10 protein-coding genes are annotated in these 12,067 nt (G+C 61.3%); 7 read left to right on the top strand and 3 right to left on the bottom strand.

Annotation, left to right across the window (positions count from 1 at the left end):
- Positions 1-35 precede the first annotated feature (35 nt).
- From AAC691_RS08235 to AAC691_RS08220, 4 genes are all read left to right on the top strand, one after another.
- On the top strand, positions 36-512 hold the full coding sequence (locus AAC691_RS08235) for a DUF2840 domain-containing protein (RefSeq protein ID WP_342629669.1): 477 nt from the start codon (positions 36-38) through the stop codon (positions 510-512).
- Between the two features lie 728 nt (positions 513-1,240).
- Positions 1,241-3,352: a relaxase/mobilization nuclease domain-containing protein gene (locus AAC691_RS08230; protein ID WP_408906070.1), complete on the top strand. Its 2,112-nt coding sequence runs from the start codon at positions 1,241-1,243 to the stop codon at positions 3,350-3,352.
- Positions 3,353-3,516: 164 nt separating this feature from the next.
- Positions 3,517-3,951 carry a CopG family transcriptional regulator gene (locus AAC691_RS08225; RefSeq protein WP_342629667.1) on the top strand — a complete coding sequence of 145 codons (435 nt, stop codon included), beginning with the start codon at positions 3,517-3,519 and terminating at the stop codon, positions 3,949-3,951.
- Between the two features lie 222 nt (positions 3,952-4,173).
- A complete protein-coding gene (locus AAC691_RS08220) occupies positions 4,174-5,010 on the top strand; it encodes an SMR family transporter (protein ID WP_342629666.1) in 837 nt (278 codons plus the stop codon).
- A gap of 2 nt (positions 5,011-5,012) precedes the next feature.
- On the opposite strand, the gene AAC691_RS08215 is transcribed toward AAC691_RS08220, so the two are convergent.
- The gene (locus AAC691_RS08215) at positions 5,013-5,993 is read right to left on the bottom strand and encodes a LysR substrate-binding domain-containing protein (protein WP_342629665.1); all 981 of its coding nucleotides are present in this window, start codon (positions 5,991-5,993) and stop codon (positions 5,013-5,015) included.
- A gap of 34 nt (positions 5,994-6,027) precedes the next feature.
- On the opposite strand from AAC691_RS08215, the gene AAC691_RS08210 reads away from it, so the two are divergent.
- Both AAC691_RS08210 and AAC691_RS08205 read left to right on the top strand, forming a co-directional pair.
- Positions 6,028-6,840: a class I SAM-dependent methyltransferase gene (locus AAC691_RS08210; RefSeq protein WP_342629664.1), complete on the top strand. Its 813-nt coding sequence runs from the start codon at positions 6,028-6,030 to the stop codon at positions 6,838-6,840.
- A 347-nt stretch (positions 6,841-7,187) separates the two neighbouring features.
- Positions 7,188-8,293 (top strand): IS3 family transposase gene (locus AAC691_RS08205; RefSeq protein ID WP_342629663.1). Its coding sequence is split into 2 segments (ribosomal slippage): positions 7,188-7,440 and positions 7,440-8,293, totalling 1,107 coding nucleotides; the frame shifts between segments, so codons are not numbered across the junction.
- 261 nt (positions 8,294-8,554) lie between these two features.
- On the opposite strand, the gene AAC691_RS08200 is transcribed toward AAC691_RS08205, so the two are convergent.
- Both AAC691_RS08200 and AAC691_RS08195 read right to left on the bottom strand, forming a co-directional pair.
- Positions 8,555-9,740, bottom strand: a protein-coding gene (locus AAC691_RS08200) for an IS3 family transposase (protein WP_342629177.1) whose coding sequence is annotated in 2 segments (ribosomal slippage) — positions 8,555-9,479 and positions 9,478-9,740 — 1,188 coding nt in all. Because the reading frame shifts where the segments join, the coding sequence is not laid out codon by codon here.
- A 157-nt stretch (positions 9,741-9,897) separates the two neighbouring features.
- Entirely contained in the window at positions 9,898-10,194 is a 297-nt protein-coding gene (locus tag AAC691_RS08195) for a hypothetical protein (RefSeq protein ID WP_342629662.1), read from the bottom strand.
- Positions 10,195-11,099: 905 nt separating this feature from the next.
- Between AAC691_RS08195 and AAC691_RS08190 the strand changes: the two genes are divergently transcribed.
- A complete protein-coding gene (locus tag AAC691_RS08190; protein ID WP_176638413.1) occupies positions 11,100-12,038 on the top strand; it encodes an AraC family transcriptional regulator in 939 nt (312 codons plus the stop codon).
- Positions 12,039-12,067 lie beyond the last annotated feature (29 nt).

Here is a 12,067-nt window from a genome sequence, read left to right as displayed (position 1 = left end):
TGGCGGAGAGCAGTCGTGAAGAGGAAACAGACGTAATGACCGACGATCCGTCCGGCCTGATCACGACGATCGAACTGACCTGGATCGAGAAGCGGTTGGAACGCTGGCTGCGCTTCGGCCGCCCGGTCACGGACACGATCCTCGACCGTCAGCGACGCCTGCTCAGCTTTGGCTCCGGCAGCGTATTCGCCTTCGTCCGCTGGGCCGCCAACGATTACGGGACGGTTGAATCACACATCGACATCGTGCGCACGGTCGGCTCCAGCGAAGACTACCAGACCGTCCCCTGCGTGCAGCCGGGTGGCGAGGTGTTGCTGCTCCAGAGTTCATGGTCGCGCGTCCAGCGTGTGCTGGAAGCGATCGACGCGGTGGAGGCGTTGGACATCGACCCGACCGAGGTCAGTCCTGATTACTGGCGGCACGTGCATCACCGCATGGAGGCGCGGCAACAGCCCGTTGCCTACACCAAAGCGCGGCATCGGGCATGGCTGCGTCGTCGCGCGTTGCAGTGAGGGCGCCGTCCGCGTCTAACCTACCGACGTTTGCCCGTGCCTTTTCCTTCTCTTTCCGGCCCGCCTTCCCACCCTCCTATTGCGTCCGTTTTGTGCCGGGACAACGCGGCGCTTCGCGCCGCTGCGTGTATCCTGGATCGCTCTCGGACGTGTTCGGGACACGTTCCGACGAACGATTCCGGCGTTGAGTGACACGAACTTTCCCGCAGTCTGAACAGCCTCCGCATGCGAGAAACAGGCAGCCCAGACGCACGACGAACGCAGGCTGACCGATTGGTCATCGTCGCCGAGAACGTCGCCAGTTTGACGGTCCGATGTCGTGTGCGAATGTCGATTTTGATCGTGTCCGGTGCATGGGGCCGACGGCTCTTGGGCATGTCGAACGCCGGGTGCGAAGCAGCGTTGCGTCATCCCGTTTGCGTGGTGTCGGGAGGCAGTCTGTGGTAGTTTTTGCTAATGGCTAGCACTAGTTCCAGAACGGGCAGGAAATACGGAAACATCCTGTTTATAGGCCGGAAAGAGGAAAAAACGTGAGGGCAAGATTAAAGGGACCGGCACTCCTGCCGGTCCTGACCTGCGGTTTTCTCTGTCTGCACATGGGGTTAGGGAAAGTTTAAGTGGAGCTATGGATTTCTATCGTCTGAGACTTCATTTTTCAGGAGTGAGGGTTTCCCGCCCTTTCTGACGGCACTGTCCCCGGAAAAGCTCGATTTTCGCGAGGTCTGGCCATGGCGCAGGATGACGACACCGCGTTCCGTCCCAGAGTTGGACGCATCCGCTCGAAGGGCGGGGCCGCGCGCGGTCGCGCCGACTTCCTGGCTGCGGTTCGTACGCAGGTCCGCAGGCAATCCCCGTCCCCCGCTAAGAGGGGAGGCAGCGGGTCGAGCGGCGGCAATGGCCGCCGCTCATCTTCCGGCTCTGGCGCGTCCTCTTGCGCGAGGAGCGCGTCGCGTTCCGCGTCCTACCGTGGCGTCGGTCGCGGGCGGGGTGCGTCCTTCGTCAGGGCACGCGGGATCGTGGGTTGGCGGCATCAGGTGTCTGGTGCCCGGCGTGTGACCGTGAAGGCGCGTGTCGCGCGTCAGGCCGGAAAGGGAGGCGGGGCCGCCGCCCACCTGCGCTACATCCAGCGCGATGGCACGTCCCGCGACGGCGAGCGTGGCGTCCTGTATGGCCCGGAAACCGACCACACCGATGCGAAAGCCTTCCTCGAACGCGGCGCGGACGACCGGCATCAGTTCAGGTTCATCGTCTCACCGGAAGACGCCGAACGGATGGATGACCTCACGGACTTCACGCGCGACCTGATGACGCAGATGGAAGCCGATCTCGGCACACGGCTGGACTGGGTGGCGGTGAACCATTTCAACACCGCCCATCCCCATGTCCATGTCGTGGTCAATGGCCGCGACGACCAGGGCAAAGACCTTGTCATCGATGGCAGCTACATCACCCACGGCCTCCGCGAACGCGCCTCCGAGTTCGTGACGCTGGAACTCGGCCCCGTGTCCGAGATCGAGCAGCGGCAGAAGCTGGAGAGCGAGATCGACCGTGACCGCTTCACCCGCATCGACCGTGCCCTGCTGGCGCAGGCGCGGGATGGAAGCCTCGACATGCGCCCCGGTATCGAGACGCCAGCCTCCGATCTGGTTGATCGGCGGCTGCGCCTGTCGCGCCTCGCGAAGCTGGAACGCATGGGGCTGGCGAACCAGACAGCGCCGGGGCGGTGGACGCTCGAGGAGCGGCTGGAAGAGCGTCTGGGGAATTTGGGCGAGCGCGACGACATCACGAAGCAGATGCACCGTGCCCTGAAGGCGCGCGACAACGGAACAGCGCCGACACGCGATCCTGGGCATTTCCGCTTCCATAGCGAGGCCCCGGAGCGGCCGGTGGCGGGGAGGTTGGTGGACCGGCACCTGACCGATGAACTCGGGGAAAACCTGTCGCTGGTGGTCGATGGCCTCGACGGGCGGGTGCATCACCTGCGCGGCTTCGATCCGGCCCAGATGGAGGACATCCCCGCTGGCGCGATCGTGGAGATCGCCGCCGCTCCGGTCCCCGACAAGCCGCGCCCGTCCGATCGGGCGATCCTCGCGCATACCGAGAACGGGATCTATCGCCCTTCCGCCCATCTGGAGCAGATGCAGCTCGACCGCTGGAGCCTCAAAGGCACGCCGGAAGACCTGATCAAAGGCTATGTCCGCCGTCTGGAGGCGTTACGCCGGGCGGGGATCGTGGAGCGGCTGGAGGCCGACCGCTGGCGCATTCCGGAAGATTTCCAGCAGAAGGTTCTCGCCTATGATGCCGCGCGTGCCCCGAAGGCGACGGTGCGGCTGCTGTCCGCCTTCGATCTGGAGGCGCAGATCGGCTCCGATGGCGCGACCTGGCTCGACCGGCGTCTGGTGGCCGGGGCCGGTCGCGACGGCGATCGGGTGGAGGCCGGGTTCGGGGGCGAGGTCGGTGATGCCCTGGCCAGACGGCAAAAGGCCCTGATCGACCGTGGGGACGCCAGCCTGACCCCGGAGGGCATGGTGCGCTATCGGAAGAACCTGCTGGTGACGCTGGAAGGGCGGGAGGTGGAACGGGTCGGGCAGGCCATGGCCGAAAAGCGGGAGAAGCTGTGGCGCCCCCTCGATCGCTTCGAGACCATCCAGGGCACGATGAAAGGTCCGATCGATCTGGCCAGCGGGCGCTTCGCGGTGCTGGAGAGCGGCCATGAATTCTCGCTGGTGCCCTGGCGACCGGAGATCGGCAGACAGCGCCAGAAGGAGATGGCGATCTCCATGGACGAGCATGGCGGCATCTCCTGGGAACTGGGTCGGGGCAGGGGACTTGGCTTGTAGCGGGAAACCATCACGAGTCGTTGCGGAATGCAGACAAAAACCGACAGGAACCGCCAATTCTACGCCAGGCTACGCCCCTGTACTATGCTGACCAATCAGGGACTTGCGCCGCGAAAATTTCAGCGCACTCTGTCATCGGACCTCCAAAAACGAGGAGCACGGCGATGACCAGACGGCAGCGGATGAACGTGTATTTCGAGCCGGGCCTGCTGAAGCAGGTCGAGGCGCTGGCCGAGCGCCGGAAGGTGTCGAAATCGGCGGTGATCGAGGCGGCGGTGCTGTCGCTCGTGTCCGGCGAGGACGATGGACGCCGGGATGCGGCACTGTCGAAGCGTCTGGACCGGCTCGGGCGGCGGATCGACGATGTGGACGAGGCCGTTGCCGTGCTGGGCGAGGCGTTCGCGCTCTATACCCATGCCTGGATGATGCGCCAGCTTCCCATCCCGGCGAACGAGAACGAAGCCGCCAGGGACCGGGCGGCAGATATGTATGCCCAATTCAACAAGGTGCTGGTCCGGCGGCTGGCGAAGGGACACCGGTTTCTCAATGAGCGGGTAAGAGATGTCGTAGGGCGGAGGGACGCGGATACGGGGACATAAATGGGGCGGCGGGTTAGGGGGTAAGCGACGTCTGCTGGCATCTGAATGGCACTTTGCAGGGGGTGCGCGGTAAGAAAATGATGTGGTGGAGTCTCACCCTCCTTATGGCATGATATTTGCCTAGCGCAGCTCAGGCGGCAATGCGCGTCTTTTTTCGTAGGGTTGAGGGTGAGTGCCGCGCGGTGCCCTAAGACCATGCATCGAAAGGATAGATCAACTTCGATGCCGTCTTACGTGTTCTTTCTGCTGATGTGCGGTGCGGCACTGCACGCGACATGGAACGCCCTGATCCGTGGTGCGGGCGACCGCATCATTACCACGATCGCCGTCTCAGGCGGTGCGGCGTTGGTGGCGGCCTGTGTGTTGCCGTTCCTGGTCCAGCCCCAGGTGGCAAGCTGGCCGTTCCTCGTGGTGTCGATGGTCATTCATATCGTCTCCTACATGCTGACCGCGCGTGCCTATCACGAAGCGGACATGACGCAGGTCTATCCCTTGATGCGGGGAGCAGCGCCCCTCTTGACCGCTCTGGTAGCGATCGTCTGGCTGCACGATCCGGTACCGCCCTTCGCATGGGTGGGGATGGCCATCATCAGTTTCGGCGTTGGGAGCCTTGTCCTTGCGCGCCATCACGGTTGGAGTGGCAGGGGGCTAGCTTACGCCTTGGCCAACGCCCTGGCGATCGCCTTTTATTCTGCTACCGACGGGGCGGGCGTCCGCCTGTCCCATGCGCCCGCCGGCTATGCGCTCTGGGTCTTCCTGCTGACTGGTGTGGCGCTACTAGGCTGGAATGTTGCAAACCGAGGCCGTCTTTTCGCGAAGCGCCTGGCTCAAAGTTTCTGGCGCGGTGTGTTCGGCGGCGCGGGCAGCGCACTGTCCTACGGTATCGCGCTGTGGGCCATAACGCGCGTGCCGATTGCCGTCGTGTCGGCCGCACGGGAATGCTCGATCGCTTTCGGGACGCTGATCGCCATCCTGTTCCTTGGCGAGCGCGTTAGTCCTCGCCGCGTGATTGCAACGGGATGCATTGTCGCGGGCGCCGTGGTTCTCCGTTTGGCCTGACATCACGTACCGTATGGCGCGCCCCCCTCCGCGACAAGCCAGTCGACGAAACCCGTTAGGGCGGGGGATTTGTCAGCATCGAAAGGTACGAGCGCCACATAGCCGCGTCTCGGCACCCTGATATCGGGAAATGGCGTCGCCAGCCGCCCCAATGCCACCTCACGCGCGATCAGCGGAAACGCGCCCATACCCAGGCCAAGGCCGTCCGTGACGGACTGAAGCGAGATGAAGAAATGATCAAACACGCGCCGCCGGCCGACCGGATGTGGCAGACCGGCGGCGCTCAGCCAGTCCGCCCAGTCGCGTGGGCGCGTTTCCGTGGCAATCAGCGGTTTGTCCAGAATATCGTGGGGCACGCGGATGGCGTGCTCCGCGAGGAACGCAGGACTTGCGATCAGCGTGTCATATTCGGCCAGGATCGGAACGGCATGATGCTGCGGCCACGCTTCCTCGCCCAAAGCACCGGAGCCGCGCCGGATGGCGACATCGAAGCCGGCTCGGAGTTCTTCATGCAATGTGGTGACGGTCGTGACGCTGATCTCGATATCGGGCCATGCAGCGTGGAAGTGATCGAGGCGGGGGATCAACCGACGCATGGCGAAGGTCGTTGGCGCACTGACGCGCAACACCCGGCGGCCCGATGGACGACCGCACGCCTCGGCGGCCGTCATGACACGGTCGAACGACCGGCTGATCTCGGTAGCGAACGCCCGGGCCGCCTGCGTGGCCACCATCCGCCGACCGACCCGCACGAACAGGCGCTGACCGAGCCACGTTTCCAGCGCCGCGACCTGTCGGCTGACCGCGCCGTGCGTCAGGCCGAGTTCCGCGCCGGCTTCGACATAGCTGCGTGTGCGGGCGGCGACCTCGAAGACCCGAAGGGCGGAGAGAGGAGGAAGTTTGCGCATCGTCCTGTGAGAAAAGTTGACAGATCCTGTGAACACTTTCCATCTAATCGATCCTTGCTCACAAATGTAAGTCACATCCTGTGCATCAGATAGTGTGGGAGGGAAAAGGATGTCGGGTCGGCATGAAGACGGCAGCGCGGGGGATGCGAATTACGGTGTCATCGGGACGCACTATACGGCCTATCGCCAGCCGGACCCGCGTATCGCGGCCTATATCGAACGGGCATTGGGCGATGCGCGGACCGTCCTGAATATCGGTGCGGGCGCCGGCTCTTACGAGCCGCGGGATCGATCCGTGACGGCGGTGGAACCGTCCGCCGCCATGCGCGCACAGCGGCCGGCCGACCTGCCAGTCGCAATCGACGCTGTGGCCGAGGCGCTGCCCTTTGCCGATGGCACGTTCGACGCCAGCATAGCGACCTTCACCGTGCATCAATGGCGGGATCTGCGCGCCGGGCTCGCGGAAATGCGGCGTGTCACGTGTGGACCGGCGATGATCCTGACCTGCGACCCGGCCGTGCTGCATCGGTCCTGGCTGGCGGCGTATGCACCGGACATGATCGCGGTCGAAGCCCGACGTTACCCGAATATAGACATGCTCGCGGCCGGGCTAGGGCCGAATACACAGATCATCTCCGTGCCGATCCCGTTCGATTGCACGGATGGATTTAGCGAAGCGTATTATGGCCGGCCGGAGATGCTGCTCGATCCTGGTGCGCGCCGGGCCAATTCGGCGTGGAGTTTCGTCGCACCGGATGCCGAAGCGGCGTTCGTTGCACGCCTGACGTGTGATCTAGAGGACGGTGTTTGGGATGCACGATATGGCGCCTTGCGGCATCAATCGGCATTCGATGGGTCCCTGCGATTGATCGCAGGCTCTCACCTTGCCCCTGTCGGTCGTATGGTGGGAAAGGGGTTTTAGGCGGGTCGGTCAGAACAAATGGTCGAAATATTTGGAAAGAATATTATGGCTGACATTCAGGCAAGCGATCCGTTCGTCGATAATTAAACTGGAGTAGGTATCAGATCGCAATCTCCAACGAATGTTGGTATCGGCCAGACCGTGCCCCCGCAACCATAAACTAACCGTCTGAAAAGACACAGGAAAAGCCACCCATAAGGGTGGCTTTTTTGTTGCCCAAAATCCCCACGCAGGAAACACATAGGAAACACGCGAAAAGGTATTCAGTGACGTGCTCCCCGAAAATTGGACCAGTTCGAGTTGGAATTTTCCACTTATGATCCCGTGCTCGGGATGAGGAGAGTTCCATGAAGGCATCGAAGTTCACCGAGGCGCAGATCGCGTTTGTTCTGAAGCAGGCCGAAGGGGGAGCGTCGGTCGCCGAGGTCTGCCGCAAGGCGGGTATTTCGGATGCGACGTTCTACAATTGGCGGAAGAAATATGCGGGTCTGATGCCGTCCGAGATGAAGCGGCTGCGGGTGCTTGAAGAGGAAAACGCCAAGCTGAAGCGGATCGTGGCGGACCTGTCGCTTGATAAGGCGATGCTGCAGGACGTGCTGTCAAAAAAGCTTTAAGGCCTGCGCGCAAACGCGAACTCGTGGACATGCTGCAGGGCGACTGGAAAGTCTCGACACGACGCGCCTGCGCGGTGCTGCGGATCGACCGCTCGCTCTATGTCTACAAGTCGAAGCGTGGCACGCAGGCCGAACTGACACAGAAGATCCGCGAGATCTGTGAAACGCGCGTTCGCTATGGCTATCGGCGCGTTCATGTCCTGTTGAAACGCGATGGCTGGGCGGTCAATCCGAAGCGGATCTATCGGCTTTACAAGGAGTTGGGCTTGCAGTTACGCAACAAGGTGCCCAGGCGCCGGGTCAAGGCGAAGGTGCGCGAGGATCGCCGTCCGGCCGCCCATAATAACGACACCTGGGCCATGGATTTCGTGCACGACCAGCTAGCGACGGGCCGCAAGATCAGGATCCTGACGGCGATCGACACTTTCTCCCGCTTCTCGCCGGCGACCGATCCACGGTTCAGCTATCGTGGCGAGGATGTCGTCCAGACGCTGGAGCGGATCTGTGCGCAGATGGGTTACCCAAAAAGCATCCGGGTCGACCAGGGCACGGAGTTCGTCAGCCGGGATCTGGATCTCTGGGCGTATCAGAAGGGGGTCGTGCTCGACTTCTCCCGCCCCGGCAAACCGACCGACAACAGCTTTATCGAGTCCTTCAACGGGAAATTCCGGGCTGAGTGCCTGAACACGCACTGGTTCATGAGCCTTGACGACGCCCGGGCAAAAATGGAGGCTTGGCGTCAGGACTACAACGAGGTCCGCCCACACAGTGCCATCGGCAATAAACCGCCGATATCGCTGCTCAATAGCTTGCCGGCGTGCTTGCCGGTCGAGCCCTAACCCCGAGAATTTCCAGCTCGCCCTGGCCTAAGATCGGGGAGCACTTTAACAACCCACAGACCCTAACTCAAAACTGAGGGCACGTTCGGGGCAGGGTCAACCAGCGGTGCGCGGTTTCGGCTGCGTCTCGTGTGGGTGGTTGCTCGCTTACCCTGACAGCGGGAAACGCAGTCGGTTCTCCAGGCTGCCGCCACAGATGTCAGAGGTGGCCCCATTCGTTCGGACAGATTGTGAGGTAAAATAAGCTATTGCCCGTTGTTGCTATGCTGCCAATTTCTCGCTGTTGCTGACCGACACCGTTGCCGGGGTTAACCCCGGCAACGGTGTCGGAGCGGATCCATGATACGCCTCATCGGGCGTGCATCCAGTGAGCGCCGAGTGTGGGCGCTGGGCATTATAATGACCAATCCATTTCGCCAGGCCGGCCCGGAGTTCCGAGCCGGTCTCGAAAGCGTGGAGATACACGCATTCATATTTCAATGACCGCCAGAGCCGTTCGATGAAGACGTTGTCCATCCAGCGGCCGCGCCCGTCCATGCTGATGCGGATCTGCCGCTCCTGCAGCACTTCAGTGAAGCGCGGCGTGGTGAATTGGCTGCCCTGATCCGTGTTGAAAATCTCCGGCTTTCCGTAGCGGGCCAACGCCTCCTTCAGGGCCTCAACGCAGAAGTCCGCATCCATGGTATTGGACAGGCGCCAGGCCAGAACCTTGCGCGTCGTCCAGTCCATGATCGCCGTCAGATACAGAAAACCCCGGCGCATCGGAATGTAGGTGATATCCGAACACCAGACCTGATTGGGTCGGTCGATCGTCAGGTCCCGTAGGAGATAGGGATACGTGCGATGCTCCGGGTGGGGCACCGTCGTGCGCGGTTTCTGGTAGATCGCAACCAGCCCCATCCGGGCCATCAGCCGTCCGATCCGCTTGCGACCCACCTCATGGCCCAAACGACGAACGTGCCGCGCCATCTGCCGGGTGCCATAATACGGCGTTTCCATGAACTGCTCGTCGATCAGCCGCATCAGCATCAGGTTGAACGCGCTTTCTGGCGCAGACTGATAATACACGCCCGATCGATTGAGCCTCAGAAGGGCACATTGCCGGACGACCGACAGGCGAGGAAGCTGCGGGTCGATCATTTCCCGCCTCTGGTCACGCCCAAGCGAACAGAGGCATCCCGCAAAAATCCCGTTCCACCAAAAGCTGGCCGATCTTCGCATGAAGCTTTTCGACCTCGGCTGCACTCGTCGCAGGCTCCGCAACGGCCTTGCCCGAAAAGGTCGCGGCCATGCCCTCGATCGCCTGGCGCTTCCACTGGGCGATCATCGTCTGATGCACACCGTGCTTCGACGCCAGTTCCCCCAGCGTCTGCTCGCCACGGATCGCCTCAAGAGCCACCCGCGACTTGAACTCGCCCGAATACCGTTTCCTCGTAACCTTGCCCATCAGTCCCTGTCCCTATCCAGGTCCGGGATAGCCTATCATCCTGTCCGATTTTCCGGGGCCACCTCTGTCATCTCGGCGGTTGGGGAACTGCAAGAGGAGCGAGTGCGGTAGATAGCCATGCGGCCGTGAACGCGGCGTCACCGTCCTCGCAGGACGTCTATAAGGACATGGATTGACGATTAGGATCATGTTTTGAGCGATTGTCGCCAAAGAGTGCGGCAATGAAGACTCTGGCGACGGCGGTCTCAAACGGTCCGAGGATACGACGTCGCGGAATGGTCTCGCAAATGACGTCCGCTCCAGCTTTCAGCATGGCATTGCGAATCTGCCACCCTACCTTTCCGTGTTCCTGCTCTGTGGCGGGCAGCGCCAGCAGGACATGAAGTCCGTCGCACACGTGGTGTCCGGCTGGTGCTGGGTGGGTCGAAGGCGAAAGCATGATGCTTGCCGCCAACAAGGCTCCGTGCCGCAATGTAAGACACATGCCAAGATCGGCACTATCGCGATGTCCGACGGAGACGATAGGAACCAGGGCAAGGCCGTGGTCCGATACGGCGCGGACGATCAGCGCTGCGATGTGATCCGCCCAGACGTCGGTGGTCGCATCCGGTCTCGGCTCCCCCCCTGCGTGTAGTCGGTCCAATCGAGGAGCCAGGATGGGGGCGCCTGGACAGATACGCCGGCAGAATTGCATCATGGTGTGGATATGACCATTTGCATCGGGCAATGGCAGGAGGACTGGCGCATCGGCCATGTCCCCTTGACGAAAATCATACGGGACTCGCAACTCTGCGCCATCAATGCTACACATCCGATGAATTCCCGCCCAATGTCTTGCTGTCATTCTTGGCATGCAGCAGTTTTGTAGGCACCACGTCTGACGTAAATTTGTCGCCTGGATAAGCCATCGAGGTGAACTGCATATTATGGCTATGTTGCCTCGTATCGGGATGATGCTTATAATGGTACCTTGGTAGGTTTCCAATTCCGGAGCCACAACAGCGATGAGACTGCCTTGCATAGCTACGGTAACATGCAGTGGCCAGGATTGTGACCTTTGATATGCGGGGTATTGGCCCGGCTCTGCAACAAATGAAACTATACGACATTCTGCACAAAAGCGACAATTAAAATATGGAATATCTATATTTATAAAGTTTTTTATTTAACGGGTGCATGATGGTGCAAAACAAAAGCCTCGTTTGATGCTCGGGTGCGTGATCTCCTTATCCATTGCTAGGAGTTCAGGATCTGCAATCTTTCATATTCCCAGGGTGCATTGTGTGCTTCAACTGCGAATAAGAATTGTTCCGGTATCACACAGCGCGTGGTGATGGACGTTCGAGCGGAGAATGATCGATGTTGATCTGCAACCGAAGTGCATTGAAGTCGATCGATTTTGACAAGCCTTGGCTGTGTGTCGAAGACAAGGTTGATACGTATCAGCATCTTGCGATCATGCGGGACGGTGCGCCGCAACCCCTGGCAGCGCGCTACGTTTCGGAGCGAGCGGACATTGGCTGGACCACGCCCAACGTGATTCAGGAGATGTTTGTGATCAATGTCAGTGGCGCGCCCAGAAAGCCATTCGACTTCTTCATCGATGAAAGACATGGCCGGCGGCCGCCAACTGACGCAGGGTCGCTGGGCATTTTGGATTTTCGGGCGTGCTGCTATGCCGATCTGCGCGGCCACAGCCTGAATTCCACGATGATCTTTGTTCCGATCGCGGCCCTGTCCGCCCTGGCGGATGAACTCTGCGTCCCGCGGATCGACCAAATCGACAGTCTGTCGGACGTCAACTGCGTGGATCCGATCATGTACCATATGGCACAGATCCTGGATGCTGCGCTGGCCCGCCCCGAGGAAGCGAACGCGTATTTTCTCGAACATATCTTCGCGGCGATCTGTCTGCACATCGGTCATTCGTACGGTCGTCTACAACGCCCATGCCAGCCCGATAACGGCGCCCTGCCTCCACGCCAGGCGCGACGCATTCAGGAATGGCTGCGACAGGACATCAAGGACCCGCCGACGCTTCAGGAACTCGCCGCCAGTTGCGGCCTGTCGGTCAGCCATTTCACGCGCGCGTTCAGAGAGAGTACCGGGCTGCCGCCTCACCGTTGGCTGCTGGCCGCACGTGTCAAGCAGGCACAGGACATGCTGCATCGGAGCACGATGCCGATCAGTCATATCGCCCTGGATTGCGGCTTTGCCGATCAAAGCCATCTGACGCGCGTCTTTTCCAAACATGTCGGCATCAGTCCCGCTTCATGGCGCCGACAGAAAAGAACATGAGCCGTGCCTGGACGGGCGTCACCGTATCG

This window comes from Nguyenibacter vanlangensis, from assembly GCF_038719015.1.
Taxonomy (GTDB): Bacteria; Pseudomonadota; Alphaproteobacteria; order Acetobacterales; family Acetobacteraceae; genus Gluconacetobacter; species Gluconacetobacter vanlangensis.
The sequence above is the reverse complement of the archived record's forward strand: the minus strand, read 5'-3'. Positions and strand labels throughout refer to the sequence as shown.

Bases quoted from the DNA above. Each gene is read 5' to 3' on its own strand.
- AAC691_RS08235 (WP_342629669.1), top strand. From the start codon at position 36: ATGACCGACGATCCGTCCGGCCTGATCACGACGATCGAACTGACCTGG.
- AAC691_RS08230 (WP_408906070.1), top strand. From the start codon at position 1,241: ATGGCGCAGGATGACGACACCGCGTTCCGTCCCAGAGTTGGACGCATC.
- AAC691_RS08225 (WP_342629667.1), top strand. From the start codon at position 3,517: ATGACCAGACGGCAGCGGATGAACGTGTATTTCGAGCCGGGCCTGCTG.
- AAC691_RS08220 (WP_342629666.1), top strand. From the start codon at position 4,174: ATGCCGTCTTACGTGTTCTTTCTGCTGATGTGCGGTGCGGCACTGCAC.
- AAC691_RS08210 (WP_342629664.1), top strand. From the start codon at position 6,028: ATGTCGGGTCGGCATGAAGACGGCAGCGCGGGGGATGCGAATTACGGT.
- AAC691_RS08190 (WP_176638413.1), top strand. From the start codon at position 11,100: ATGTTGATCTGCAACCGAAGTGCATTGAAGTCGATCGATTTTGACAAG.